The following is a 25154-nucleotide window of genomic DNA, read 5'->3' as shown; positions in this document are numbered from 1 at the left end:
CCGCCGGCCGGCGCGGGGCGGCCGCCCGGCCCGGAGCGGCGCGGCCCGCCCCGACGTCGTGGTCCTGGACCCGCCCCGGGCGGGCGCCGGGCGGACCGTCGTGGACCAGCTCGTGGCGCTGGCCCCGCGCCGGATCGTCTACCTCGCGTGCGACCCGGCCACGCTGGCGCGGGACCTGGGCCGGTTCCGCCGCGCCGGGTGGCACGTGCGGTCGGTGCGCGCCTTCGACATGTACCCGAACACCCATCACGTCGAGACGCTGGCGGTCCTGGAGCCCGGACGGACGCCGCCGCCCGCTGCGTGACGGCGACCGCCGGGAGTCGTTCGGAGTCACCGGGCTCACACGGGCTACACTGGCGGATGACTGTTCACGGGAGAACCTCCGGCCCTTCGCCGGTGTCCTCCCGCGGGCGTTTCCAAGACGGTGGCGAGAGGAGTTCCACGCATATGAGCACAGTGGACAGCTTCGGGGCCAAGGGCGTACTCGACGTCAAAGGCACCGAATACGAGATTTTCCGACTGAACACGCTGGAGGGTGCGCAGAAGCTCCCGTACAGCCTGAAGGTTCTGCTCGAGAACCTGTTGCGCACCGAGGACGGCGCCAACATCACCTCCGAGCACATCGAGGCCCTGGCCAACTGGGACCCCACGGCCGAGCCCAGCATCGAGATCCAGTTCACCCCGGGTCGCGTGATCATGCAGGACTTCACGGGCGTGCCCTGCATCGTGGACCTCGCGACGATGCGCGAGGCCATCGCGGACCTCGGCGGCGACCCCGCCCGCGTGAACCCGCTCGCCCCGGCCGAGCTCGTGATCGACCACTCCGTGCAGATCGACTCCTTCGGGACCTCGGACTCGATCGGGATCAACATGGACATCGAGTACCAGCGCAACGGGGAGCGCTACCAGTTCCTGCGCTGGGGCCAGACGGCGTTCGACGACTTCAAGGTCGTCCCCCCGGGCATGGGCATCGTCCACCAGGTCAACATCGAGAACCTGGCGCGCGTCGTGATGACCCGCGAGGTCGACGGCGTGCTGCGCGCCTACCCGGACACCTGCGTGGGCACCGACTCGCACACCACCATGGAGAACGGCCTGGGCGTGCTCGGCTGGGGCGTGGGCGGCATCGAGGCCGAGGCCGCGATGCTCGGCCAGCCCATCTCCATGCTCATCCCGCGCGTGGTCGGCTTCAAGCTGACCGGCCAGATCCCGTCCGGGGCCACCGCCACCGACGTGGTGCTGACCATCACCGAGATGCTCCGCGAGCACGGCGTGGTCGGCAAGTTCGTCGAGTTCTACGGCGAGGGCGTCGGCGCCGTGCCCCTGGCCAACCGCGCCACCATCGGCAACATGAGCCCCGAGTTCGGCTCCACCGCCGCGATCTTCCCGATCGACGACGTCACCCTCGAGTACCTGCGCCTGACCGGCCGCTCCGACGAGCAGATCGACCTCGTCGAGGCGTACGTCAAGGAACAGGGCATGTGGCACGACCCGTCCGAGGAGATCACCTTCTCGGAGTACCTCGAGCTGGACCTCTCCACCGTGGTCCCCTCGATCTCCGGGCCGAAGCGGCCGCAGGACCGCATCTCGCTCACCGACGCGAAGGCGCAGTTCCACGAGGACATCAAGAACTACGCCACGCACGTCGACGACAACGCCTCCGGCGACACCGTGGACGACGTCGCGGCGCAGTCCTTCCCGGCCTCGGACGCCCCCGGCTACACCGCGGACGACCACCAGTCGGAGGCGGACCGCCCGCGCGAGCACCACGCCTTCGCCGAGGACGGCCGCCCGAGCAAGCAGGTCCCCGTGACCATGCCCGACGGCCGCGAGTTCGAGCTCGACCACGGCGCGGTCTCGATCGCGTCGATCACCTCGTGCACCAACACCTCGAACCCGTCGGTCATGATGGCCGCCGCGGTGCTGGCGCGCAACGCCGTCGAGAAGGGGCTCAAGGCCAAGCCCTGGGTCAAGACCTCGATCGCCCCGGGCTCGAAGGTCGTCACCGACTACTACGAGAAGTCCGGTCTGGTGCCGGCGCTCGAGGAGCTCGGCTTCTTCATCGTGGGCTACGGCTGCACCACCTGCATCGGCAACTCCGGTCCCCTCGAGGACGAGATCTCCCAGGCCATCCAGGACAACGACCTGGCCGTGACCTCGGTGCTCTCCGGCAACCGCAACTTCGAGGGCCGCATCAACCCGGACGTGAAGATGAACTACCTGGCGTCCCCGCCGCTGGTCATCGCCTACGCCCTGGCCGGCAACATGGACTTCGACTTCGAGAGCGAGTCCCTGGGCCAGGACGCCGACGGCAACGAGGTGTACCTCAAGGACATCTGGCCGGACCCGGCCGAGGTGCAGAAGATCATCGACGCGTCCATCGACACGGAGATGTTCACCCGCGAGTACGGCACCATCTTCGACGGCGACGAGCGCTGGCAGAACCTGGACACCCCCACCGGAAAGACGTTCGAGTGGAACCCCGAGTCCACCTACGTCCGCAAGCCCCCGTACTTCGAGGGCATGACGATGGAGACGACCCCGGTCGAGGACATCACGGGCGCCCGCGTGCTGCTGAAGCTGGGCGACTCGGTCACGACCGACCACATCTCCCCGGCGGGCTCGTTCAAGTCCGACACCCCGGCCGGCAAGTACCTCATCGAGAACGGGGTCCAGCGCAAGGACTTCAACTCGTACGGCTCCCGCCGCGGCAACCACGAGGTCATGATCCGCGGCACCTTCGCCAACATCCGGATCAAGAACCAGCTCCTGGACGGCGTGGAGGGCGGCTTCACCCGGGACTTCACGCAGGAGGGCGGCCCGCAGGCCGCCGTCTACGACGCCTCGATCAACTACCAGGAGGCCGGCGTCCCGCTGGTCGTGCTGGGCGGCAAGGAGTACGGCTCCGGGTCCTCCCGCGACTGGGCCGCGAAGGGCACCTCCCTGCTGGGCGTCAAGGCCGTCATCGCCGAGAGCTACGAGCGCATCCACCGCTCGAACCTCATCGGCATGGGCGTGCTCCCGCTGCAGTACCCGGCCGGGGAGTCCGCGGACTCCCTCGGCCTGGAGGGCACGGAGACCTTCGACATCCAGGGCGTGACCGGGCTCAACGAGGGCACCACCCCGAAGACGCTCAAGGTCACCGCCACGAAGGAGGACGGCTCCACCGTCGAGTTCGACGCGGTCCTGCGCATCGACACGCCGGGCGAGGCGGACTACTACCGCAACGGCGGCATCCTGCAGTACGTGCTCAGGAACATCGCGAAGTCCTGATCCCAGGGCGTTCGCAGCACGCCGGGGCCCGGTCCGGGAACGGACCGGGCCCCTGCGCGTCGTCGGCCCTGTCGGGGCGAACGAGTAGGATCGGGGGAGCGCGCCGCCCCGGTCCCCCGGGACCGACGGCGCGAGCGACCACGACGCCGAGGACTGCGGGAGAAACCATGAGCGTGCTGGAGCGGGTGTCCGGGCCCGAGGACCTCGCGGGACTGAGCCGCGCGGAGCTGGGCCGGCTGGCCGAGGAGATCCGCGAGTTCCTCGTCACCCACGTCTCCGCGACGGGCGGCCACCTGGGACCCAACCTGGGCGTGGTCGAGCTGACCCTAGCGGTGCACCGGGTCTTCGACTCGCCCAAGGACTCCGTCGTCTTCGACACCGGGCACCAGTCCTACGTGCACAAGCTGCTCACCGGCCGCAAGAACTTCGAGACCCTGCGCCAGGAGGGCGGTCTCGCCGGCTACCCGGACCGGCGCGAGTCGGAGCACGACATCGTCGAGTCCTCCCACGCGTCCTCCTCCCTGTCCTGGGCCGACGGCATCTCGCGCGGCTACGCGATGACCGGTCAGCACGACCGGCACACGGTGGTGCTGGTGGGGGACGGGGCGCTCACCGGCGGGATGGCCTGGGAGGCCGTCAACAACATCGCCTCCGACCGCGACCGCAAGGTCGTCATCGTGGTCAACGACAACGGCCGCTCCTACGCCCCGACCGTCGGCGGCTTCGCCAACCACCTCGCGGAGCTCCAGGCCAGCGTGCAGCAGGGCGTGGACGCCGTGCGCACCGACCGCCGCTACGAGCAGACCCTCGAGACCGTGAAGGACCTGCTGAAGCACTCCGGCCCCGTCGGGGAGATGTTCTACCGCGGTCTGCACGGGATGAAGCAGGGCATCAAGGACGTCGTGGTGCCCCAGGGCATCTTCGAGGACCTCGGCATGAAGTACGTCGGCCCCGTCGACGGGCACGACCTCGAAGCCGTCGAGCAGGCCCTGGGCAACGCCAAGAACTACGGCGGGCCGGTCATCGTGCACGCGATCACCGAGAAGGGCCACGGCTACGGGCCCGCCACCGCGAACGTGGACGACCAGTTCCACGCCGTGGGCGTCATCGACCCCGTCACCGGCCGCTCCACGGCCACGAGCTCCGAGCGCAGCTGGACGGCTGTGTTCCGCGACGAGATCGCCCGGATCGCCGACGAGCGCGAGGACGTCGTCGGCATCACCGGCGCCATGCTCATCCCCGTGGGGCTGCAGAAGATGCAGGCCGCCCACCCCGACCGGGTCGTGGACGTGGGCATCGCCGAGCAGCACGCCATCGCCATGGCCGCCGGCATGGCCTACGGCGGCCTCCACCCCGTGGTGGCCCTCTACGCGACGTTCCTCAACCGCGGCTTCGACCAGCTCCTCATGGACGTGGCGCTGCACCGGGCCGGCGTCACGGTCGTCCTCGACCGGGCCGGGGTCACCGGCCCGGACGGCCCCAGCCACCACGGCATGTGGGACCTCGCGCTGCTCCAGATCGTGCCCGGGCTCCACCTGGCCGCACCGCGCGACGAGCCCACTCTGACCGAGGAGCTGCGCGAGGCGGTGGCCGTCGACGACGCCCCCACCGTCATCCGGTACCCCAAGGGCGCCGTGGGCGCCCCCGTCCCGGCCGTCGAGCGGCTGGCGGACGGGGTGGACGTGCTCGCGCGCCGCGGCGGCGAGAGCGGGACCGAGGGCGCCCGCCGGGACGTCCTGCTCGTGTCCGTCGGCGCCATGAGCGCTCTGGCGCTGGACGTGGCCGACCGGCTCGAGGCCCACGGCGTCACCTCCACCGTGGTCGACCCCCGCTGGGTGCTGCCCGTGCCGGCCTCGGTCATCGAGCTCGCCGCCCAGCACCGGATCGTGGTGGTCGTCGAGGACGGCGTGCGCGCCGGCGGGATCGGCTCCCGGATCCGCCAGGAGATGCGGGCGGCGGGCGTCGACACCGCCCTCAACGAGGTGGGGCTGCCCACGGAGTTCCTCCTGCACGGCTCCCGCTCCCAGGTCCTCGCGCGGGTCGGCCTGACCGCCCAGCGCGTCGCCCAGGACACGCTGGCCTCCGTGCTCGGCACCCGGGTGCCCTACGCGCGCCCGGTGCAGGGCGCGGCCGCCGGCCAGGGTGCCGTGCCCGACACGGCCGAGGACGCCCGCGGGGCGTCGCTGCCGCGGTCGCACCGGGGCTGAGCCCCGCTCAGCCGAGCAGGATCCGCCCGTCCGCCACGCTCGCGGGGTACGGCTCCAGCCCGGACTCGGCGGGTCCGGCCAGGACCTCGCCGGTCGTGAGGTCGAACTGCGAGGAGTGGCACGGGCAGACGTAGAGCTCCTCCTGCGGGGCCACCATGCACCCCTGGTGCGGGCACACGGGGGAGAACGCGACGACCGTGTCCGGGTCCGGGCGGCTCACGACGGCCTGTACGCCGTCCCGGTCGAACTTCACCGCTGAGCCCACCGGCAGGTCCTCGAGGGCGCCCGCGTCCACGGGGCCGGACGCTGCGGGGGCGGGGCCGCCGCCCGTCGACGGCGGGGCGTCGGCGGCGCACGCGGTGAGCGCCGCGGTCGAGCCGGCCCCGGCCAGGCCGAGGACCGTGCGCCGGGACGGGGCGGACGGGGTGGTCGGGCGCTCGGGCATCGGGGTCCTCTCGACGGCGGGGTGCGGGTCCGCCGTCAGTCTAGGCGCCGGGCCCCACCCCCGGGCGCTGCCTGCCCGAGGGCGCCCCGTGCGGTGATCGCTGTGAGCGGAGCCGCACGGGGCCGGTGTCCGCCGCGCCGGTTCATCAGTAGGATGATGAAGACATCAGTCAGCGGGACGGGCCGTGCACGACCGGCTCGTCCTCGGGCCCGGCCGCCGCGCCGGGACGGACGGAAGGACAGCACCATGATCAAGCGACTCATCTTCGTCACCGGGTTCGGGGTCGGCTTCGTGGTCGGCTCGGCCTCGGGCCGCAAGAGCTACGAGGCCCTCAAGCAGAACGCCGTGAAGACGTGGCACGACCCCAAGGTCCAGGAGAAGGTCTCCGAGGGCACCGACTGGGTGAAGTCCGAGGTGCCCGTGGTCGGCGGGAAGCTGGCCGACAGCGCCAAGAAGGCGGCGGACACCGTGGGCACCAAGGCCGCCGACGCCTCCTCGTCCGTCAAGGAGAAGGTCTCCGGGTCCTCGGCCGGCACGGGATCCTCCAGCGGTGCCGCCGCCACGGGGGCTTCGACCGCCGGGACCTCGACCACCGGTTACGCCGACCTGCAGGACGCGAAGCCGGTGACCCCGGAGAGCCCCCTGGACCCGGCCGAGCCGCACCCGGCCCCCGGCGACACGCAGCACTGACCCGCCGGCGCCCGCCCGCAGCACCGCTGCCGCAGGGCGCGGGCCGCGGGGCGAGCGGAGCCCGGCCCGCACAGGAGGAGGGGCCCCGGCCGTCGGCCGGGGCCCCTCCTCCGTCCCCGGAGGGAGCGGCTCACGCTGCGGGCTCGCCCTCGTCCCCGGCCGGCGGCTGGTCGCGCTCCACCTGGCGCGCCGCGCGCTTGCGGGCCCGTAGCTCCCGCCAGGCCGGGCCGAGGACCGGGGCCGTCAGCTCGACCTGCCACCGGCGCGCCCCGAGGTCCCGCAGGCGGTCCGCCACCGCCTGGTCGGTGGTGCTCTTCGGCGGCTGCCAGCAGAAGCGCCGCAGGTGCTCGGGGGTGAGCAGGTTCTCGGTGGGCAGCTCGTGCGCCTCGGCGAGCTCGGCCACGAGCGGCTTCAGGACCCGCAGCCGTGCTGCGGCCTCGGGGCGCTTGACCTCCCACGCCTTCACGGGCGGCAGGGCGTCGGACTTCACGGTGAAGGGGACGAGCTCCGTGGCCGTGCGGGCCTCGGCGATCGCCCGCAGCCACCGGGGCGCCTCCCGCGCCGCGAGCCGGCCGTGGAAGCCGGGGGTGTCGAGGAGCTGCGGCACGGTGCGCGGCATGGCGGCCGCGGCGGCGACCAGGGCGGCGTCGGGCAGCAGCCGGCCGGGGGCGACGTCTTTGTGCTGGGCGAGCCGCTCCCGCTCCTCCCACAGCCCGCGCAGCGCGGTGAGCTGGCGCCGGCCCTTCACCTTGTTGATCCCCGACGTCCGGCGCCACGGGTCCTGGCGCGGGGGAGCGGGCTCGGCGGTGCGCACGGCCTCGAACTCCTGGAGCGCCCAGTCCAGCTTGCCCTTCTCCCGCAGCAGCTCCTCCATGGCCCAGCGCAGCTGGATGAGCATCTCCACGTCGAGCGCGGCGTAGTTCAGCCAGTCCCTCGGCAGGGGCCGCTTCGACCAGTCCACGGCGGAGTGCTCCTTGGCCAGCGTGTAGCCCAGCAGCTCCTCCGTCTCCGCGGCCAGGCCCACGCGCCGGAGCCCGGCGATGCGCCCGCCCAGCTCGGTGTCGAAGAGCCGGTCCGGCTCCATGCCGAGGGCGCGCAGGGAGGGCAGGTCCTGGGTGGCGGCGTGCAGCACCCACTCGACGCCGGAGAGCGCCTCGCCCAGCACGGCCAGCGAACCGGTGGCCTCCGGGTCGATCAGCACGGTGCCCACGCCCTCGCGCCGCAGCTGCACGAGGAAGGCGCGCTGCCCGTAGCGGAAGCCCGACGCCCGCTCGGTGTCGATCGCCGCCGGGCCGGAGCCCGCGGCGACGGCGGCGGCGGCCCGCTCCAGTCCTGCCACGGTGTCGATGACGGGAGGGATCCCGTCGAACGGCGCCGCGAGGTGGACGCTGTCGGGGATCTCGAAGTCCTCGAAGCCGGCGACCACGGGGGTCGAGGGCTCGTCGGGCGCGGATCGGCGGTCGGCTGGGCTGGTCAAGGAGCGTCTTCGATTCTGTGTCGGCCCCGGCGGGGCGCGGTCGGTTCGGTGGTCAGCGGCGCGGGTGCAGCACGGTCACGCCCCGGGGGTACGGCGGCAGGCCCGCGAAGGTGCAGACCGTGTCGGCCCAGGCCGCCAGGTGCGGTGCCACGTCGGAGCCGTCGGGCGTCCAGGAGGCCCGCAGCTCGACGTCGGCCCCCTCCTCCTGGTCGCCGAGCAGACCGAAGCCCTCGGCGAGGACCCGGGACGCGGTGCCGCCCTCCCGAGAATATCCGGCCCGGTGGCGTTCCAGGGCCTCGAGGAGCCAGGTCCACGCGTTCGCGCCCGCCGTGTCGTCGCAGCCGATCTCGCGGCTCGCGGCCGCGCGGGCCCAGGTGACGATGCGGAACGGTCCGCCCCACGCCGTCGGCTCGGACGGGTCGTGCAGGAGCACGAAGCGTCCCGTGGCGAGCTCGTCCTCCGGGGCGCCGGGCGCCCGGTTCGGGACGGCGGCCGTGCCGGCGTCCTGCGCCGCTGCCGGACCGGCCGTGAGGGCCGGGGCGCGGGACGGTGCGGGCGGTCGCCGCACCTCGGCGCGCACCGCGGCCGCGAACGGCGCGAGGTGCGTCGGGGCCGGGATCGCCGTGAGCTCGACGCCCTCCCGGTGGCCGGTGCGGCGCAGCTGCTCGAGGGCGTCCTGGAAGTCCTGGTACACCTCGGTCAGGCCGTTCACCGCGCTCACACTGGAAGGGTAGGCCGTCGGGGCGTCCCGGCCCCTCGTGCCACGCCGCGAGCGCGCGATCGGCGTGGTCCCGGTCACCCCGGTCCCGTCCGGGCGGGACCGCTCAGGAGCCGGCGGGCACGAGGCGGACGGAGACGGAGTTGATGCAGTACCGGAGATCCGTGGGGGTCGGGAAGCCCTCGCCGCCGAAGACGTGGCCCATGTGCGAGTCGCAGGCGGCGCACCGGACCTCCACCCGCTCCATGCCCAGGGCGGTGTCCTTGATGTAGCGGACCCGGTCCTCGGCCAGCGGCGCGTAGAAGGAGGGCCAGCCGCAGTGCGCGTCGAACTTGGTGTCGGAGCGGAAGAGCTCCGCCCCGCACGCGCGGCACTCGTAGACGCCCTCGGCCTTCGTCTCCCAGTACTCGCCGGTGAAGGGCCGCTCCGTGCCCGCCTCGCGCAGCACGTGGTACTCCTCCGGGGACAGGATGGAGCGCCAGTCCTCCTCGGTCCGTCCGGTGGCGTCGGGGCGGTCGCCGTGCCTGGTGGTCTCGCTCATGGTGTGATCCTCCGGGATGTGGTCGGTGCTCCGGGCGGCGGTCCCCGCACGGGGCCCGCCCGGCGGTCCGCACGGGGCGGCGCGGGGCCTGCGGGGCGCGGACCGCCCGGCCAGCACAACGACGCGTCCCTCCCGGTTATGCCCGGGCTGCGTGGAAGACTGGGGGGCATGCCCCGTCGCCCCCTGCCGGTCCCCGCCGCCCCCGAGCCCCAGTCCGCGACGCAGTGGGCGCGCGGCGCCGTGGTGGGCGCGGCCGTCACGGTGGGGGCGGCGTCCCTGTCCTTCGGGCTCTCGAGCGCGGCGGCCGCCTACTTCGCGCGGCAGGTGGTGGTCCCGCCGAAGTACCGCTCCGAGGACCTGCAGATCCTCGGCGTCACCCGTACCGGCGAGGACGGCGACCCGTCCGCGACGACGCTCGTGCGGCTCCCCGCCACGGTGGACACGACCGTGGCGGGGACCTACAGCCTGCGCTTCGACGCGGGCCGCGGTCACGCCCGGATCGGCGCCATCCGCTCCTACTCCCCCCGGGAGGGCACCGTGACCCGGGTGGTCGAGGAGGTCTACTCGGGGGACCTCTCCCGGGCGACCCGCGGCTTCTGGTCCGGGACGGTCTACCCGGACCCCGGGGCGGCGGGCCTGCCGTTCGAGGAGGTGGAGATCCCGATCGAGGTCGGGCCGGCGCCCTGCTGGGTGGTCCCCGCGGAGGGCGGGCCGACCCCGGAGGGTGAGCGGCCCCGGGTGCTCCCGGGTCCGTGGGCGATCATGGTGCACGGGCGCGGCGCCAACCGGATGGAGACGGTCCGTGCCGTGCCGGTGGCGCGGGAGCTCGGGCTGACCTCACTGCTGATCTCCTACCGCAACGACCGGGAGGCGCCGCCCACGCACGACTTCCGGTACGGGCTGGGCTTCACGGAGTGGAAGGACGTGCAGACGGCGATCAGCTACGCGAAATCCCGCGGCGCCACCCAGATCGTGCTCTTCGGCTGGTCCATGGGCGGGGCGATCTCGCTGCAGACGGCCGACCTGTCCTTCTACCGGGACGACATCGCGGCCCTCGTGCTCACCGGCCCGGTGGTCGACTGGTTCGAGCTGATCGCCCACCACTCCCGCTCCCGCCGGATCCCCTCGGGGATCGGCCGGCTGGCCACGAACCTGATCTCCCACCCGGCGGGGCGGATGCTGACCGGTCTCGCCGCTCCGGTGGACCTCCAGGCCCTCGACTGGCTCTCCCGGTCCGAGCACCTGCGCACGCCCACCCTGGTGCTGCACTCCGTGGACGACGAGTTCGTCCCGGCCGCCAGCTCCCGCCGGCTCGCGGAGCTCAACCGGCTCGTGGAGTTCGTGCCCTTCGCCCGCGCCCGGCACACCAAGGAGTGGAACGTGGACCCGCAGCGCTGGGAGGACGCCGTGCGGCGCTGGCTGCCCGCCCGGCTGGCCCAGGACGCCAGGACCCTCGGGCCCGTGCGCGCGCAGCGGAGCTGAGGTCCGGTCCGGACCGCGGCGCGGGTCAGGAGCGCAGCGCGGCGGTGCGCCCGCCCGTGAGCCGCAGCAGCTCGGCCGGGGGCAGCTCGACGTCGAGCCCGCGCCGCCCGCCGGAGACGAGGACCGTGGGCCATGCCTCCGCGGAGTCGTCGAGCAGGGTGGGGGAGGGTGTCTTCTGCCCGAGGGGCGAGATCCCGCCCACCACGTAGCCGGTGCGCCGCTCCGCGAGCCGGGGCTCGGCCAGGGCGGCCCGCTTCCAGCCCAGGGCGGCCGCGGCCGCGCGCAGGGACAGCCGCGCGGAGACGGGCAGCACCGCGACCGCCCAGTCCCGCTCGTGCACGACCAGCAGCGTCTTGAACACCTGGCCCGGGTCGCGCCCCAGCGCGGCGGCGGCCTCCAGCCCGTAGGACGCGGCCGCAGGGTCGTGGGCGTACTCGTGCACGGTGAAGGCCACGCGCTCCCGCGCCAGGAGCGCGACGGCTGCGGTGGGGCCCGCCCCGCGGGACGCCTTCGCCATGCCGGGGCCCGGGGCCTCAGGCGTCCTGGAGCTCGCGGACGCGCCGCTTGATCCGGGCCAGCATCGCGGACATCCCGCGCATCCGCAGGGGCGAGACCAGCTGGGTGAGCCCGAAGCGCTCCGGCAGGTCGTCGGGGACGTCCAGGACCTGCTGGGCCGGGAGCCCATCGAGGCCCTCGTGCAGGATCGAGGCGAAGCCGCGGGTGGTCGGGGCCTCCGCCGGGGCGGAGAAGAACAGCCGCACCGGGGCGCCGGGGCCGGGGACGGCGCCCTCCTCCCACTCGACGGTCAGGAACAGCGGCGACTGGCACTCGACCACCTGCTCGAGCTCCTCCGGGTGCTCGCCCAGGCGGTCCGGCAGCGCCGGCAGGGAGCGGGAGAAGTCGAGCAGCAGCTCGAGCTTGTCCTCCTGCGGCACGGCGGTGAAGTCCGCGACGAGCTCCTCGAGCTGGGCGGGCAGGGCCCCGCTCATCGGGCCGACCCCGGGACCTCGCCGGGCTCCTCGCCGCGGACGATCGGCACGCGCACGGAGTTGCCCCACTCGGTCCAGGAGCCGTCGTAGTTGCGGACCCTGTCGTAGCCCAGCAGGTGCTTGAGCACGAACCACGTGTGGCTGGAGCGCTCGCCGATGCGGCAGTACGCGATGATGTCGTCGTCGGGGGAGAGCCCGACCTCGTCGCGGTAGATCGCCTCGAGCTCCTCGCGCGAGCGGAACGTGGCGTCCTCGGCGGCGGCCCGCGCCCACGGCACGGACGCCGCGGTCGGGATGTGCCCGCCGCGCAGCGTGCCCTCCTGGGGGTACTCGGGCATGTGCGTGCGCTCGCCCGTGTACTCCGGCAGGGACCGGACGTCGATCAGCGGCTCCTCGCCCAGGTGGGCCAGCACGTCCTCCTGGAAGGCGCGGATCGGGGCGTCGTCGCGCTCGACCACGGGGTAGTCGGCGCGCTCGGGCACGACCTTCTCCGTGGACAGCTCACGGCCCTCGGCGACCCACTTGTCCCGCCCGCCGTTCATGAGCCGCACGTCCGGGTGGCCGAACAGCTCGAACACCCACAGCGCGTAGGCGGCCCACCAGTTGGACTTGTCCCCGTAGACCACGATTGTGGTGTCGCGGGAGATGCCCTTGCGCGCCATGAGCTCGGCGAACTCCGCGGCGTCGACGTAGTCCCGGGTGTCGGGACGGTTCAGGTCGGTGTGCCAGTCGATCTTCACGGCGCCGGGCACGTGGCCGGTCTCGTAGAGCAGGACGTCCTCGTCCGACTCGACCACGACGACCCCGGGGTCGTCCCGGTGCTCGGCGACCCACTGGGTGGACACGAGTCGTTCGGGGTGCGCGTACTGCGCGAATTCTTCGTTGTTCTCCACGGCAACGCCCATGGGGACTCCTTCCGGGGTGGGGATCAGGGGAACGGGTCCTCGCGGACCGGCTTCCCCTCCAGGGTAGTGGTCCCGGCGGCGGACCGCCCCCGCCGGGGAGCCGCCGGGGCCCCGGCCCGGCCCTGCCGCGACCCCGTCGCGGCGGTGCCGCCGCCCTGATGACGCGGCGGGCGCGTCCCGGGCGACGGGGAGCCGGTAAAATCGCCGGAGCACGCGCGTGCGCCGCTCGGCGCGCCGAACCAGCGAACCGCCGGGCGCGGCGGACAGAGAGGTCTCCCAAGTGAGCATCCAGATCGAACACCTCACCGAGCGGCGCCCCCAGGTGTCGGCCGACGAACTGCTGTCGGCGTTCCGGCCCTCGGAGCGCTTCGGGGAGGTCTCGTTCGACACCTACCGCCCCGACCCGCAGCAGCCGTCCCAGGCGGAGGCGGTGCGGGAACTGCGGAAGTTCGCGGAGTCCGTCAACCGCTCGACCGGCTCCGGCGGCGGGTTCTTCACGAAGCTCTTCGGCGGGGGCCCCCGCAAGGACGAGGTCCGGACGGGGATCTACCTCGACGGCGGCTTCGGGGTGGGCAAGACCCACCTGCTCGCGTCCCTGTGGCACGCGGTCCCCGGTCCCAAGGCGTTCGGCACCTTCGTGGAGTACACCAACCTCGTGGGGGCCCTGACCTTCCGCAAGGCCGTCGACGCCCTGAGCGCCTACAGCCTCGTGTGCATCGACGAGTTCGAGCTCGACGACCCCGGGGACACGGTCCTCATGTCCCGGCTGATGCGCGAGCTCGCCGACTCCGGCGTGCGGATCGCGGCGACGTCCAACACCCTGCCCGGATCGCTCGGCGAGGGCCGCTTCGCCGCGCAGGACTTCCAGCGGGAGATCCAGGTGCTGGCCGACCAGTTCGAGGTGCTGCGCATCGACGGCGAGGACTTCCGCCACCGGGGCCTGCCGCAGGCCCCGGCGCCGCTGTCCGACGGCGAGCTCGACCGGGCCGTGGAGGAGCACTTCCCGGGCCGCGTCGTGGCCGCCGACCGGTTCGCCGACCTCGTGGAGCACCTCGCGAGCGTGCACCCCTCCCGGTACCGCAAGCTCCTCGAGGGGATCGACGCCGTGGTCTGGCGCGACGTGCACACCATCGAGCAGCAGGCCGTCGCCCTGCGCTTCGTGGTGCTGGCGGACCGGCTCTACGACAAGAACCTGCCGATCATCGCCTCCGGCCGGCCCTTCGACGAGGTCTTCACGGCCGAGATGATGGCCGGCGGCTACCAGAAGAAGTACTTCCGCGCCGTCTCCCGCCTCACGGCGCTGGCCCGCGAGGGCATCCTCGGGGACGTCTCCGCGGTCTGAGCGCCCGCACCCCCTCCGGGCGCCGCGGCGCCCGGAGGGACGGGCCCGCGCGTCGTCAGGGCGCACCGACGACGACAGAGGGCCCCGGCTGGAATTCCAGCCGGGGCCCTCTGTGCACTGCTCGTGCGCGATACTGGGTTCGAACCAGTGACCTCTTCGGTGTGAACGAAGCGCGCTACCACTGCGCCAATCGCGCTCACTGCTCGAAAACCATAACCCACATCCCGGCCGCGGGCCAATTCGGGGGCGGGCACGGTCCGCCGGCACCCACCGCGCCGCGGCTCCCCGGGGGATTTGGCGTTTCGGAAAAGGGTCCCGTAAAGTCTCCACCTGTCAGGAACACCGACGGGTTCCGGCGAGCGGAGCGGCTGCGAGGCCGCCCAGGACACCGATCCCGTCGACGCCTGCACGCCCCGGACCGGCGCGAACACCGCCGGAACGGTTGTGCTAGAGTTCCTGATCGGAAGATCGAGAGATCGACCGAAGCAAGACATGCGGACGTAGCTCAGCTGGTAGAGCACCACCTTGCCATGGTGGATGTCGCGGGTTCGACTCCCGTCGTCCGCTCGCAGTGATCGGCATGAACGATGTCGTGACCGACGGCCCTGTCCGCAAGGACCAGGTCCCGGTGGGGTGGCCGAGTGGTTAGGCAGCGGCCTGCAAAGCCGTCTACGCGGGTTCGAATCCCGTCTCCACCTCGGTGCACACCCACCACGCTTGACGGTCTCCCTCGGGAACCGCCGGTCGAGCGCGATTGGCGCAGCGGTAGCGCGCTTCCCTGACACGGAAGAGGTCACTGGTTCGATCCCAGTATCGCGCACCACCTGGAAGGCCCCGGCTCCACGAGCCGGGGCCTTCGTCGTGCCCGGACACGGCACCGCCCGGCGGGCGCCGTGTCCGAGGCGGTCGGTAGCCTGCGGGGCAGGACCCGGAGCACCGGGACCGCCCCGGGCCCCGGGGCGAGGCGAGGGAGAGGCGACGAGCAGCGTGACACAGCCCAGGCTGGCGGAACAGACCGAGTACGGGCGGATGTACGCGAGGTCCGTGGCGGACCAGGCGACCGTCCCCTCCATCACCACGGTCCTCTCCCGGGCCGCCACGGACCTGGACGGGTGGTACGGCTACTCCGCCGCGCAGGCCGCCGTGCGGGACGACCGGCTGCGCGCGGCCCTGGGCTCGCCGGCACAGCTGCGCGCCGTGGTGCGCGACGCGGCCAAGGCCGCCGAGCGGCACCGCGACGAGGCCGCGGCGCGCGGGGACCGCGTGCACACCTACGCCGAGCAGATCGCCCTGCGGGCCCTCGGCCGGCCCCACCGGGCCGCGGAGGCGCGGGCCGCGCTGGCCGAGCACGGCGAGGAGCGCTTCGCCTCGCGCTTCGACGAGTGGTGGGACCTCTACGCCCCCGAGCCGCTGGCCGTGGAGGTCACGGTGTGGAACTCCACCGTGGGCTACGCGGGGACCCTCGACCTCGTGGCCCGGATCGCGGGCAAGGTGTGCCTGATCGACTACAAGACGAAGGGCACGGACCGGGACGGGCGCGTGAAGTCCCTGGACCCCAAGGTCGTGACCCAGCTCGTGGCCGGGCTCAAGGCGGAGGAGTCCCTCGTGGACGCGGACGCCGGCACCTGGGAGCCGTGGGCGTACGGCGGCGCGGACCTGCTGCTGGGCGTGGCGGTCGGCGAGACAGAGGTCGTGCCCGTGCAGGCCGTCCCGGCGGTGCTCGAGCAGCACTGGTACAAGTTCTGCGCCCTGCACCGGCTGTGGACCCAGGAGACGGCCCTCGCCGCGGCCGGCCCCGCCCTGCGCCCCGTGCCGCCCCCGCCGCTGCGCGAGCAGGCGTAGGCCGGGAGCGCCCCGCGTGCCCGCGGGGGGACGGGCGGCCCGTAGACTTGCCGGGTCGAGAGCGAGGTCCCGCCATGTCCGTCCTGCCCATCCGCACCATCGGTGATCCCGTCCTGCGCACCCGCGCGGAGGAGGTCACGGCCTTCGACGACGCCCTGCGCCGGCTCGTCGCCGACATGCACGAGACGATGCTGGACGTCGGCGGCGTCGGCCTCGCCGCGCCCCAGGTGGGCGTCAGCGTGCGGCTGTTCACCTGGGCGGTCGAGGGCGGCGCGGGACACGTGGTCAACCCGGTCCTGGAGGTGGGCGAGGAGCCCCAGGAGGGCGGCGAGGGCTGCCTCTCCGTCCCGGGACTGGCCTACGACACCCCGCGCCGGAACTGGGCCCGGGTCACCGGCCTGGACCAGCACGGCGCCCCCGTGACCGTCGAGGGCACGGGCCTGCTGGCGCGCTGCCTGCAGCACGAGACCGACCACCTGGACGGGCGGCTCTACGTCGACCGGCTGACCGGCGCCGAGAAGCGGGACGCGATGCGGGCCATCCGCGCCGCCGGCTACGACGGCGTGGTGCGCGGCGTGGCCGGGCAGCGCGCCGCGCACGTGGGCACCTCCTTCGGCGCCGGCTCCTTCGGCGCCGGCCCGGCCTGAATCCCGCCCCCCGTCCCCACCCGTCAGGAGAGCCGTGAAGATCCTCTACGCCGGCACGCCGTCCGTCGCCGTGCCGCCCCTGGTCCACCTGGCCGAGCGGCCCGACGTCGAGATCGTGGCCGTCCTCACCCGCACCGACGCCCCCGTGGGTCGCAAGAAGGTGCTCACCCCCTCGCCCGTGGCCGAGGAGGCCGGGCGGCGGGGCCTGCCCGTGCTCAAGGCCAACCGGGTGGACGCCGAGCTGGCCGAGCGGATCCGGGGGCTGGGCGCGGACGTCGCCGCCGTCGTCGCCTACGGGGCCCTGGTCCCGCAGGCGGCCCTGGACGCCGTGCCGCACGGCTGGATCAACCTGCACTTCTCCCTGCTGCCGCAGTGGCGCGGCGCCGCCCCCGTCCAGCGGGCCCTCATGGCCGGGGACACGGTGGTCGGGGCCAGCACCTTCCTGCTGGAGGCCGGCCTGGACACCGGGCCCGTCCTCGGCACGATGACCGACGAGGTCCGTCCCGACGACACGGCCGGGACGGTCCTGGAGCGCCTGTCCCGCACCGCGGCGCCGCTGCTGGCGGACTCCCTGCGCGCCGTGGTCGACGGCTCCGCGCGCCCGGCCCCGCAGCAGGGCGACGTGACCCACGCCCCGAAGCTCACCGCCGAGGACGGGCGGGTCCGCTGGTCGGACCCCGCCGTGGCCGTGGCCCACCGGGTGCGCGGGGCGACCCCCGAGCCCGGGGCGTGGACCCGGCTCGACGAGCGCCGGCTCAAGCTCGACCTCGTGCTGCCCCGGCCCGACGTCCGGGATCTCGCCCCGGGCCGGTGCGTCCTGCGCGGGGACGCCGTGCTCGTGGGCACGGGCTCGTACGCCGTCCAGCTCACCCGGGTGCAGCCGGCGGGGAAGAAGACCATGGAGGCCACCGCCTGGGCGCGGGGCCGCAGCACGGAAGAGGAAGTGGTGTTCCAGTGAGCGGGCACGAGGACAGGCAGGGCGGAGACCGGCGGGGCGACCGCGACCGGCGACCGGGAGGCCCGCGGCGCAGCGCGAGGGGCCACGAGCGCAACCGGCGGGCGCAGTCCGACCGCGCCTTCTCCTCGTCGGCGCCCGCGGGGCGCACGCGGCGGGCCGATCCGGCCCGGCTGGCGGCGTTCGAGACCCTGCGCGCGGTGTCCGAGGAGGGCGCCTACGGCAACCTCGTGCTCCCCAAGCTGGTCCGGGCCCACCGCCTGGACCGGCGGGACGCGGGCTTCGCCACGGAGCTGGCCTACGGGGCGCTGCGCTGGCAGGGCACCTGGGACGCCGTGCTGGCACGGTGCGTCGACCGGCCCCTGGGCGAGCTCGACGGCGCGGTGCTGGACGCCCTGCGCCTGGGCACCCACCAGCTGCTCGCGATGCGGGTGCCCGACCACGCGGCCCTCGACCAGACGGTGGGCCTCGTCCGGGCCGTCATCGGCGCGGGCCCCGGCGGGCTCGTCAACGCGGTGCTGCGCAAGGTCGCGGCCCGGGACCTGCCCGCGTGGATCGCGGAGCTGACCGCCGAGGCCGTCGACGAGACCGCCCGCCTGGGCCTGGCCCACGCCCACCCGGCGTGGGTGGTCCGGGCCCTGCGCCAGGCGCTCACCGCCCACGGGCGGGACGCCGCCGAGCTCGAGGCGCTGCTCGAGGCGGACAACGCCGCCCCCGTGGTCAACCTCGTGGCCCTGCCCGGTCTCGGCGACCTCGACGAGGCCCTCGCCGCCGGCGCGGAGCAGGGGACGCTCGTCTCGGGTTCGGCGCTGAGCAGCGGCGGCGACCTGCACCGGCTCGCCTCCGTCCGGGAGGGCGGGGTCCGCGTCCAGGACGCCGGGTCCCAGCTCGTCGCCCGCGCCCTGCTCGCCGCCGGCCAGGACGCCGACGGCGGCGCCGGGGGCGGGCGCTGGCTGGACCTGTGCGCCGGCCCGGGCGGGAAGGCGGCCCTGCTGGCGGCGCTCGCCGACCGGCAGGGGGCGCACCTGACGGCCAACGAGGTGGCCCCGCACCGGGCCGAGCTCGTGCGCCGGGCCCTGCGGCCGGTCCCGGAGCGCGCCTGGACGGTGCGCACGGGGGACGGGCGCGCCGCCGACGAGCTGCTCGGCGGCCGCCCCGTCGAGGAGGCCGGCTTCGACCGGGTCCTCGTCGACGCCCCGTGCACCGGCCTCGGGGCGCTGCGCCGCCGCCCGGAGTCGCGCTGGCGGCGCACCCCTCGCGACCTGGCGGAGCTCGGGCCGCTGCAGCGGGAGCTGCTGCACGCCGCCCTGGACGTCGCCCGCCCCGGCGGCCTGGTCGCCTACGCGACCTGCTCCCCGCACGCGGCCGAGACCCTCGCCGTGGTCCAGGACGTGCTGGCCCGCCGCGAGGACGCCGAGCTGGTCGACGCCCTGGCGCCGGTCCGGGCCGCGGCCCTGCCCGGCAGCCTCGACGGGGACCGCGACCCGTCCCGCCCGTGGGCGGGGGACGCCGGCCCCGCGACCGTCCAGCTGTGGCCGCACGTCCACGGCACGGACGCCATGTTCCTGGCCCTGCTGCGCAAGCGCTGAGCCCCCGACCGCCCGACCACCAGGAGTCCCCGTGCCCCGCACCTGCATCCACCCCTCGATCCTCTCCGCCGACTTCGTCAACCTCGAGACCGAGCTGGGCCGGATCGCCGCCGCCGACGCCGTGCACGTGGACGTCATGGACAACCACTTCGTCCCGAACCTGACGCTGGGCATGCCCCTCGTGGAACGGATCCTCGCCGTCAGCCCCCTCCCGCTGGACGTGCACCTGATGATCGAGGACGCGGACCGCTGGGCCGCGGGCTACGCCGAGCTCGGCTGCGAGTCGGTCACCTTCCACGCCGAGGCCGCGCGCGCCCCGCTGAAGCTGGCCCGCGAGCTGCGCGCCCACGGCGCCCGCGCCGGGATGGCCCTGCGCCCCGCGACCCCCGTGGAGCCGTACCTCGACCTGCTGCCCGAGCTGGACATGCTCCTGGTCATGACGGTGGAGCCCGGCTTCGGCGGCCAGGCCTTCCTCGACGTCACGCTGCCGAAGATCCGCCGGGCCGCCGAGGCGATCCGGGTCGGCGGGGGACGGGTGGCGCTGCAGGTGGACGGCGGGATCACCGAGGAGACCATCGTGCGGGCCGCGGAGGCCGGGGCCGACACGTTCGTGGCGGGCTCCGCCGTCTACGGCGCGGAGGACCCCGGGGCCGCGATCACGGCCCTGCGCGGGGCGGCCCGCTCCGCGCAGTCCTGAGCCGGCCGGCCGCGGGCCGCCGCGGGCACGCCCTGTGACATAATCGGGGCACGAACAACGTGTTCCGGGGTCGGTGGAAGTCCGAACCGGCGGTCACAGTCCGCGAACCGGACGACCACGTCCCTGCGGGCGCCCAGCGCCCGCACCGACGGGTCGCCCGGCCGAACCGGTGGAACTCCGGTACCGACAGTCACAGTCTGGATGGAAGGCAACACGTTCAACGGCCCTCGTGGCGCGCCGTCGACGGCACCCGCCACGGCGCCGTCCGGACCCGTGGGTCCCGACGGCGGCACCGTTGTCCTGCGCCCCGGTTCCGCCCCGGGAAAGGACGACGTGATGGACCCGCAGCACCGGACCGGCGACGACGCCGAGCGCTCGGTCATGCGGACCGCCCTGCACGCGGCGGCGCGCGGCCCGCGCGGGGCCAACCCCCTCGTCGGAGCCGTCCTCGTCGACGCCGAGGGGCGGATCCTGCACGTCGGCCACCACCGCGGGGCGGGCACCGTCCACGCCGAGGTCGACGTCCTGGAGCGCGCCGGGTCCGCCGGCACCGACCTCCGGGGCACCACCATGTACGTCACCCTCGAGCCGTGCAACCACTGGGGCCGCACCGGCCCGTGCGCCGAGGCGATCGTGGAGGCCGGTGTGCCCCGCGTGGTCTACGGCGCCCCCGACCGCACCGCCGCCGCCGCCGGCGGAGCCGCCACCCTGCGCGCCGCGGGCCTCGAGGTCCGCTCGGGGCTGCTGGCCGAGGACGCCGAGCGGCTCAACGACCGCTGGGGCGAGACCGTGCGCGCCCAGCGCCCGTTCGTGACCCTGAAGGTCGCCCAGAGCCTAGACGCCCGGATCGCCGCCGCGGACGGGACCAGCCGGTGGATCACGTCGTCGTCGGCCCGCGAGCACGGGCACGACCTGCGCGCCCGCGCCGACGCGGTCCTCGTGGGCAGCGGCACGGTCCTGGCCGACGACCCCCGGCTCACCGCCCGCACCGGCGACGGCGGCGTGGTCCCGCGGCAGCCCCTGCGCGTGGCCATGGGCCTGCGCCCCGTGCCCCGGGACGCCGCGATCCGCGGGACCGACGGGCGGTTCCGGCACGTCGCCACCCACGACCCCCACTCCGCCCTGGCCGAGCTCTACGACGCCGGCGTGCGCCACGTGCTGATCGAGGGCGGGGCCACCGTCGCCGCCGGCTTCCTGCGCGCGGGGCTCGTCGACGAGCTCAGCCTCTACCAGGCGCCCCTCGTGCTCGGGGCGGGACGGCCCGCCTTCGAGGAGTTGGGCATCGGCACCCTCGCGGACGCCTCCCGGTGGCGGCTCGACCCCGCCGGCGGCGGGCCCGTGCAGCAGCTCGGCCCCGACCTGTGGATCCACCTGCGGCCCGTCCCGCCGGACTGAGCGGACCGCCGGCCCCGAAGACCGACCGACAGACAGACAGACAGAGTCAGAGACCAGGACAGAGACAGAGGTAGCACCGCATGTTCACAGGAATCGTCGCCGGCCAGGGCACCGTGCGCTCGGTCGACCCCCGCCCCGACGGCACGAGCGCCCGCCTCCTCGTGGACGCCGGCCCGCTCGTGGCCGACCTGCCGCACGGCGGCTCCCTCGCCGTCAACGGGGTCTGTCTCACGGCCACGCGCACCGAGGAGATCGGCCCCGGGCAGTTCCTGGCCGACGTCATCGGCGAGACGCTCGTGCGCACCAACCTCGGGGCGCTGGCCGCCGGGGACACCGTGAACCTGGAGCGCTGCGTGCCCGCCGGCGGGCGGCTGGACGGGCACGTGGTCCAGGGCCACGTCGACGGCACGGGCACGGTCACGGTCCGCGAGGACCTGGGGGAGTGGGAGCGGGTCCGGGTCGCCGTGCCCGCCGAGCTCGCCCCGTTCCTCGCCGAGAAGGGGTCGGTCGCCGTGGACGGCGTGTCCCTCACGGTGACGGCGGTCAGCGCCCCCGGTGCCGGGGAGCACTGGTTCGAGGTCGGGCTCATCCCGGCCACCCTCGCCGAGACCACCCTCGGACGCCGCCCCGTCGGCGCGTCCGTCAACCTCGAGGTCGACGTCCTCGCGAAGTACGCCCAGCGCCTGCTGGCCTTCGCCCGGACCGACAGCACCCCGGCGCCGGAGACGGCCCGGACCACGGCAGGAGAAGGAGCATGATGCGGACCAGCAGCACCCACGAGGGGACCGGCCGCGGGGGCGACGGGGCGACCGGGGAGATCCGGCTCGACCCCGTGGGGGCGGCCGTCGAGGCCATGGCCCAGGGCCGGCCCGTCGTCGTCGTGGACGACGCCGACCGGGAGAACGAGGGCGACATCGTCTTCGCGGCCGAGCACGCCACGCCCGCGCTGATGGGCTTCACCATCCGGCACAGCTCCGGCGTCGTGTGCGTGCCCATGACCGGGGCGCGGGCCGACGCGATGCGGCTGCCCCCGATGGTCGACGTCAACGAGGACTCGAAGGGCACCGCCTACACCGTCACGTGCGACGCCCGCCTCGGGGTGAGCACCGGCATCAGCGCCGCCGACCGCGCGCTCACCGCCCGGGTGCTGGCCGACCCCGCGGCCGGGCCCGGGGACATCACCCGGCCCGGGCACGTGCTGCCCCTCCGGGCCGCCGAGGGCGGGGTCGCCGTGCGACGCGGGCACACCGAGGCCGCCGTCGAGCTGTGCTCCCTCGCCGGGCTCGAGCCGGTCGGCGTGATCGCCGAGCTCGTCCACGACGAGGGCGAGATGATGCGGCTGCCCGCCCTGCGCGCCTTCGCCGACCGGCACGGCATCCCGCTCGTGAGCATCGAGGACCTGGCGGCGCAGCTGCAGGAGGACCGCCGATGAGGCCGGACGCCCCCCTGGTCAGCTCCGAGCCCGTGGTGGTGCCCACGCCCGAGGGCCGGTTCGAGGTCATCGGCTGGCAGCTGCCGGGCGGGCCCGGGGACGCGGTCGCCGAGCACCTCAGCCTCACCGCGCCCTCCTCGGACCGCGTGCCCGTGGGCCGGCCCCCGCTCGTGCGGCTGCACTCCGAGTGCCTCACGGGGGACGTCTTCGGCTCCTACCGGTGCGACTGCGGGCCCCAGCTGCACCTGGCGCTGCGCCGGATCTCCGACGACGGCGGCACCCTCATCTACCTGCGCAACCACGAGGGCCGGGGGATCGGGCTGGTGAACAAGCTGCGCGCCTACAAGCTCCAGGACGGCGGGGCGGACACGGTCGAGGCGAACGAGCTGCTCGGCCTGCCCGCCGACGCCCGGGACTACACCGCCGCGGCGGCCATCCTGCACCGGCTCGGGCTGACCCGGATCCGGCTGCTGAGCAACAACCCCGCCAAGGCCGAGCGCCTGGCCGACCTGGGGATCGAGGTGGTCGCCATGGTGCCCAACGAGGTGCCGGCCCGCCCGGAGAACCACGACTACCTCGTCACCAAGCGGGACCGCATGCGGCACCGCCTGCGCCACGTCGACGACCCCACCGCCCACCGCGGCCCCGCGGCGGAGCCCGGCGGCCGGGCCGACCGCAGCACCGACAGCACGACCGACCGCACGTACGACAGCACCACCGACAGCACCACCGACAGCACCACCGACAGCACCACCAACGGCACAGGAGACCACACCCCATGAGCGGACACGGCGCCCCCGACATCGACCTCAGCACCGACGACGCGAGCGGCCTGCGCGTCGCCGTCGTCGCCTCCAGCTGGCACACCGAGATCATGGACGGGCTGGTCGACGGCGCCCGCCGCGCGCTCGCCGACGCCGGCGTGCGGGACGCGCCGGTCGTGCGCGTGCCCGGCAGCTTCGAGCTGCCCGTCGCCGCGGCCCGCCTCGCCCCGGGCCTCGACGCCGTGGTGGCCCTCGGCGTGGTCGTGCGCGGCGGCACCCCGCACTTCGACTACGTGTGCTCGGCGGCCACGCAGGGCCTCACGGACGTGTCGGTGCGCACCGGCGTGCCCGTGGGCTTCGGCGTGCTCACGTGCGACACCGAGCAGCAGGGCCTGGACCGCGCCGGGCTCGAGGGCTCCCAGGAGGACAAGGGCTACGAGGCCACGGCCGCCGCGGTGCGCACCGCGCTGCTGCTGCGCTCCCTCGGGGTCTGAGCCCCGTCCCGCGGGGCCTGCGGGCCCGCGCCGGTCCGGAGGCCGTCGCGGACCCATTACCCTGGTAGTCGTGAAAACCTTCGAGACCCTCTTCGCCGAGATCAGCGACAAAGCCGTGACCCGACCGGAGGGCTCCGGTACGGTCCGGGAACTCGACACCGGCGTGCACGGCATCGGCAAGAAGGTCGTCGAGGAGGCCGCCGAGGTCTGGATGGCCTGCGAGTACGAGACCTCGGAGCAGGCCGCGGAGGAGATCTCGCAGCTGCTCTACCACGTGCAGGTGATGATGGTCGCGAAGGGCCTGCGGCTCGAGGACGTCTACCGCCACCTCTGAGCGCCCCGCCGCACCGTCCGTCCCCGCCCCACCGAACTCCCTGAGCCGAGAAGGAACCCCATGCTGCGTGTCGCAGTGCCCAACAAGGGCGCCCTGTCCGAGTCCTCCGTCACCATGCTCAAGGAGGCCGGCTACCGGCAGCGGCGGGACTCCCGCGAGCTGGTGCTCGTGGACCCCGAGAACAACGTCGAGTTCTTCTACCTGCGCCCCCGGGACATCGCGGTGTACGTGGGCGGGGGCATCCTCGACGTCGGGATCACCGGCCGGGACCTGCTCCTGGACTCCGGGGCCCACGCCGACGAGGACCTCGGGCTGGACTTCGCCCGCTCCACGTTCCGGTTCGCGGGCCCGGCGGGCGAGTTCTCCTCGATCACCGAGCTGGCGGGCCGGCGGATCGCCACGAGCTACGACGGCCTGCTGCGCGACTACCTCGCCGAGCAGGGCGTGGAGGCCTCCGTGGTCCGCCTCGACGGCGCCGTGGAGTCCTCCATCCGGCTGGGCGTGGCGGACGCGATCGCCGACGTCGTGGAGACCGGCAACACCCTGCGCGCCGCGGGCCTGCAGGTCTTCGGCGACCCCATCATGACCTCCGAGGCGCTGCTCATCCGCAGCCGTGCGGCCGGGGAGCCCGAGGGCCTGGCCGTGCTCCGGCGGCGCCTGCAGGGCGTGCTCGTGGCCCGGCAGTACGTGCTGATGGACTACGACGTCGCCGAGGAGTACGTCGAGGCCGCCACCCGGATCACCCCCGGCATGGAGGGGCCCACCATCTCCCGGCTCGGCCGCGGCAACGCCTGGGCCGTGCGCGCCATGGTCCCCAAGTCCGAGACCAACAAGGTCATGGACGCCCTCTACGACGTCGGGGCCCGCGCCATCCTGGTCTCCCCGATCCAGGCCGCCCGGATCTGACCCCCTTCCCGCCCCATCCCCGCAGCCGAG

General features: G+C 74.4%; 24 protein-coding genes, 4 tRNA genes, 1 pseudogene and 1 riboswitch. Of the genes and pseudogenes, 21 read left to right on the top strand and 8 right to left on the bottom strand.

From position 1 onward, the window contains the following. The 3 genes and pseudogenes from CK505_RS10450 to dxs form a co-directional block, all read left to right on the top strand. Nucleotides 1-304: pseudogene (locus CK505_RS10450) on the top strand (class I SAM-dependent RNA methyltransferase); the annotation flags it as partial. 143 nt (nt 305-447) lie between these two features. Then, nucleotides 448-3273 carry an aconitate hydratase gene (locus CK505_RS10445; protein WP_095651021.1) on the top strand — a complete coding sequence of 942 codons (2826 nt, stop codon included), beginning with the start codon at nt 448-450 and terminating at the stop codon, nt 3271-3273. 167 nt (nt 3274-3440) lie between these two features. After that, the gene (gene dxs, locus CK505_RS10440) at nt 3441-5480 is read left to right on the top strand and encodes a 1-deoxy-D-xylulose-5-phosphate synthase (protein ID WP_017834183.1); all 2040 of its coding nucleotides are present in this window, start codon (nt 3441-3443) and stop codon (nt 5478-5480) included. A gap of 7 nt (nt 5481-5487) precedes the next feature. Here dxs and CK505_RS10435 read toward each other — a convergent pair whose 3' ends face one another. Continuing rightward, nucleotides 5488-5925 (bottom strand): Rieske (2Fe-2S) protein, encoded by a 438-nt coding sequence (locus tag CK505_RS10435; RefSeq protein ID WP_095651020.1) that lies wholly within the window; start codon nt 5923-5925, stop codon nt 5488-5490. A 246-nt stretch (nt 5926-6171) separates the two neighbouring features. On the opposite strand from CK505_RS10435, the gene CK505_RS18885 reads away from it, so the two are divergent. Beyond that, nucleotides 6172-6615, top strand: a complete 444-nt coding sequence (locus tag CK505_RS18885) for a hypothetical protein (RefSeq protein WP_017834185.1) — start codon at nt 6172-6174, stop codon at nt 6613-6615. A 130-nt stretch (nt 6616-6745) separates the two neighbouring features. On the opposite strand, the gene CK505_RS10425 is transcribed toward CK505_RS18885, so the two are convergent. From CK505_RS10425 to msrB, 3 genes are all read right to left on the bottom strand, one after another. Then, a complete protein-coding gene (locus tag CK505_RS10425) occupies nt 6746-8041 on the bottom strand; it encodes an HRDC domain-containing protein (protein ID WP_095651019.1) in 1296 nt (431 codons plus the stop codon). A gap of 103 nt (nt 8042-8144) precedes the next feature. Then, the gene (locus tag CK505_RS10420) at nt 8145-8813 is read right to left on the bottom strand and encodes a DUF3000 family protein (RefSeq protein ID WP_095651018.1); all 669 of its coding nucleotides are present in this window, start codon (nt 8811-8813) and stop codon (nt 8145-8147) included. Nucleotides 8814-8916: 103 nt separating this feature from the next. Continuing rightward, complete coding sequence (gene msrB, locus CK505_RS10415) at nt 8917-9351, bottom strand: peptide-methionine (R)-S-oxide reductase MsrB (protein WP_017834188.1); 435 nt, start codon at nt 9349-9351, stop codon at nt 8917-8919. A gap of 168 nt (nt 9352-9519) precedes the next feature. On the opposite strand from msrB, the gene CK505_RS10410 reads away from it, so the two are divergent. Then, entirely contained in the window at nt 9520-10833 is a 1314-nt protein-coding gene (locus CK505_RS10410; RefSeq protein WP_035924021.1) for a S9 family peptidase, read from the top strand. A 25-nt stretch (nt 10834-10858) separates the two neighbouring features. On the opposite strand, the gene ybaK is transcribed toward CK505_RS10410, so the two are convergent. Genes ybaK through CK505_RS10395 form a run of 3 tightly spaced genes read right to left on the bottom strand, consistent with a single transcriptional unit; the run spans nt 10859 to nt 12727 of the window. Then, a complete protein-coding gene (gene ybaK, locus CK505_RS10405) occupies nt 10859-11350 on the bottom strand; it encodes a Cys-tRNA(Pro) deacylase (protein WP_095651017.1) in 492 nt (163 codons plus the stop codon). Between the two features lie 16 nt (nt 11351-11366). Then, on the bottom strand, nt 11367-11822 hold the full coding sequence (locus CK505_RS10400; RefSeq protein WP_035924019.1) for a SufE family protein: 456 nt from the start codon (nt 11820-11822) through the stop codon (nt 11367-11369). Next, the gene (locus tag CK505_RS10395) at nt 11819-12727 is read right to left on the bottom strand and encodes a sulfurtransferase (protein WP_095651016.1); all 909 of its coding nucleotides are present in this window, start codon (nt 12725-12727) and stop codon (nt 11819-11821) included. The genes CK505_RS10400 and CK505_RS10395 overlap by 4 nt, the downstream gene beginning before the upstream one ends. 280 nt (nt 12728-13007) lie before the next feature. Between CK505_RS10395 and zapE the strand changes: the two genes are divergently transcribed. After that, nucleotides 13008-14069: a cell division protein ZapE gene (gene zapE, locus CK505_RS10390; RefSeq protein WP_017834193.1), complete on the top strand. Its 1062-nt coding sequence runs from the start codon at nt 13008-13010 to the stop codon at nt 14067-14069. 124 nt (nt 14070-14193) lie between these two features. Here zapE and CK505_RS10385 read toward each other — a convergent pair. Then, nucleotides 14194-14265: transfer RNA gene (locus CK505_RS10385), tRNA-Val, on the bottom strand. Nucleotides 14266-14563: 298 nt separating this feature from the next. Between CK505_RS10385 and CK505_RS10380 the strand changes: the two genes are divergently transcribed. The 15 genes from CK505_RS10380 (at nt 14564) to hisG (ending at nt 25124) form a co-directional block, all read left to right on the top strand. Beyond that, nucleotides 14564-14636 (top strand) — tRNA-Gly (locus CK505_RS10380). A gap of 60 nt (nt 14637-14696) precedes the next feature. Next, a tRNA-Cys gene (locus CK505_RS10375) sits at nt 14697-14767 on the top strand. 50 nt (nt 14768-14817) lie between these two features. Next, nucleotides 14818-14892: transfer RNA gene (locus CK505_RS10370), tRNA-Val, on the top strand. A 164-nt stretch (nt 14893-15056) separates the two neighbouring features. After that, entirely contained in the window at nt 15057-15911 is an 855-nt protein-coding gene (locus tag CK505_RS10365) for a hypothetical protein (RefSeq protein WP_035924018.1), read from the top strand. A 74-nt stretch (nt 15912-15985) separates the two neighbouring features. Next, nucleotides 15986-16558 carry a peptide deformylase gene (gene def / locus CK505_RS10360; RefSeq protein WP_035924017.1) on the top strand — a complete coding sequence of 191 codons (573 nt, stop codon included), beginning with the start codon at nt 15986-15988 and terminating at the stop codon, nt 16556-16558. Between the two features lie 34 nt (nt 16559-16592). Then, nucleotides 16593-17516: a methionyl-tRNA formyltransferase gene (gene fmt / locus CK505_RS10355; protein ID WP_095651015.1), complete on the top strand. Its 924-nt coding sequence runs from the start codon at nt 16593-16595 to the stop codon at nt 17514-17516. After that, a complete protein-coding gene (locus CK505_RS10350) occupies nt 17513-19102 on the top strand; it encodes an RsmB/NOP family class I SAM-dependent RNA methyltransferase (RefSeq protein WP_095651014.1) in 1590 nt (529 codons plus the stop codon). The genes fmt and CK505_RS10350 overlap by 4 nt, the downstream gene beginning before the upstream one ends. 31 nt (nt 19103-19133) lie before the next feature. Further along, a complete protein-coding gene (rpe, locus tag CK505_RS10345) occupies nt 19134-19799 on the top strand; it encodes a ribulose-phosphate 3-epimerase (RefSeq protein ID WP_095651013.1) in 666 nt (221 codons plus the stop codon). 55 nt (nt 19800-19854) lie between these two features. Next, nucleotides 19855-20018: riboswitch (FMN riboswitch) on the top strand. 117 nt (nt 20019-20135) lie between these two features. Then, nucleotides 20136-21194 carry a bifunctional diaminohydroxyphosphoribosylaminopyrimidine deaminase/5-amino-6-(5-phosphoribosylamino)uracil reductase RibD gene (gene ribD / locus CK505_RS10340; protein WP_035924014.1) on the top strand — a complete coding sequence of 353 codons (1059 nt, stop codon included), beginning with the start codon at nt 20136-20138 and terminating at the stop codon, nt 21192-21194. 80 nt (nt 21195-21274) lie between these two features. Beyond that, the gene (locus CK505_RS10335; RefSeq protein ID WP_095651012.1) at nt 21275-21952 is read left to right on the top strand and encodes a riboflavin synthase; all 678 of its coding nucleotides are present in this window, start codon (nt 21275-21277) and stop codon (nt 21950-21952) included. Beyond that, nucleotides 21952-22626: a 3,4-dihydroxy-2-butanone-4-phosphate synthase gene (gene ribB, locus CK505_RS10330; RefSeq protein ID WP_126347014.1), complete on the top strand. Its 675-nt coding sequence runs from the start codon at nt 21952-21954 to the stop codon at nt 22624-22626. The genes CK505_RS10335 and ribB overlap by 1 nt, the downstream gene beginning before the upstream one ends. Beyond that, entirely contained in the window at nt 22623-23408 is a 786-nt protein-coding gene (locus CK505_RS10325) for a GTP cyclohydrolase II (protein ID WP_095651011.1), read from the top strand. Before ribB ends, CK505_RS10325 begins: the two co-directional genes overlap by 4 nt. Next, on the top strand, nt 23405-23884 hold the full coding sequence (ribH, locus tag CK505_RS10320; protein ID WP_017833947.1) for a 6,7-dimethyl-8-ribityllumazine synthase: 480 nt from the start codon (nt 23405-23407) through the stop codon (nt 23882-23884). Before CK505_RS10325 ends, ribH begins: the two co-directional genes overlap by 4 nt. Before the next feature lie 70 nt (nt 23885-23954). After that, nucleotides 23955-24218: a phosphoribosyl-ATP diphosphatase gene (locus CK505_RS10315; protein ID WP_017833948.1), complete on the top strand. Its 264-nt coding sequence runs from the start codon at nt 23955-23957 to the stop codon at nt 24216-24218. Between the two features lie 60 nt (nt 24219-24278). Then, nucleotides 24279-25124 carry an ATP phosphoribosyltransferase gene (gene hisG / locus CK505_RS10310; RefSeq protein WP_095651010.1) on the top strand — a complete coding sequence of 282 codons (846 nt, stop codon included), beginning with the start codon at nt 24279-24281 and terminating at the stop codon, nt 25122-25124. The last annotated feature ends 30 nt before the right edge of the window (nt 25125-25154 follow it).

Origin of the sequence: Kocuria sp. WN036 (genome assembly GCF_002287015.1) — a bacterium.
In the GTDB taxonomy this organism is placed as follows: Bacteria; Actinomycetota; Actinomycetes; order Actinomycetales; family Micrococcaceae; genus Kocuria; species Kocuria rosea.
This window is presented reverse-complemented; position numbering and strand designations above follow the sequence as displayed.

Bases quoted from the DNA above. Each gene is read 5' to 3' on its own strand.
- CK505_RS10445 (WP_095651021.1), top strand. From the start codon at position 448: ATGAGCACAGTGGACAGCTTCGGGGCCAAGGGCGTACTCGACGTCAAA.
- dxs (WP_017834183.1), top strand. From the start codon at position 3,441: ATGAGCGTGCTGGAGCGGGTGTCCGGGCCCGAGGACCTCGCGGGACTG.
- CK505_RS10435 (WP_095651020.1), bottom strand. From the start codon at position 5,925: ATGCCCGAGCGCCCGACCACCCCGTCCGCCCCGTCCCGGCGCACGGTC.
- CK505_RS18885 (WP_017834185.1), top strand. From the start codon at position 6,172: ATGATCAAGCGACTCATCTTCGTCACCGGGTTCGGGGTCGGCTTCGTG.
- msrB (WP_017834188.1), bottom strand. From the start codon at position 9,351: ATGAGCGAGACCACCAGGCACGGCGACCGCCCCGACGCCACCGGACGG.
- CK505_RS10410 (WP_035924021.1), top strand. From the start codon at position 9,520: ATGCCCCGTCGCCCCCTGCCGGTCCCCGCCGCCCCCGAGCCCCAGTCC.
- ybaK (WP_095651017.1), bottom strand. From the start codon at position 11,350: ATGGCGAAGGCGTCCCGCGGGGCGGGCCCCACCGCAGCCGTCGCGCTC.
- CK505_RS10400 (WP_035924019.1), bottom strand. From the start codon at position 11,822: ATGAGCGGGGCCCTGCCCGCCCAGCTCGAGGAGCTCGTCGCGGACTTC.
- CK505_RS10395 (WP_095651016.1), bottom strand. From the start codon at position 12,727: ATGGGCGTTGCCGTGGAGAACAACGAAGAATTCGCGCAGTACGCGCAC.
- def (WP_035924017.1), top strand. From the start codon at position 15,986: ATGTCCGTCCTGCCCATCCGCACCATCGGTGATCCCGTCCTGCGCACC.
- ribD (WP_035924014.1), top strand. From the start codon at position 20,136: ATGGACCCGCAGCACCGGACCGGCGACGACGCCGAGCGCTCGGTCATG.
- CK505_RS10335 (WP_095651012.1), top strand. From the start codon at position 21,275: ATGTTCACAGGAATCGTCGCCGGCCAGGGCACCGTGCGCTCGGTCGAC.
- ribB (WP_126347014.1), top strand. From the start codon at position 21,952: ATGCGGACCAGCAGCACCCACGAGGGGACCGGCCGCGGGGGCGACGGG.
- CK505_RS10325 (WP_095651011.1), top strand. From the start codon at position 22,623: ATGAGGCCGGACGCCCCCCTGGTCAGCTCCGAGCCCGTGGTGGTGCCC.
- ribH (WP_017833947.1), top strand. From the start codon at position 23,405: ATGAGCGGACACGGCGCCCCCGACATCGACCTCAGCACCGACGACGCG.
- hisG (WP_095651010.1), top strand. From the start codon at position 24,279: ATGCTGCGTGTCGCAGTGCCCAACAAGGGCGCCCTGTCCGAGTCCTCC.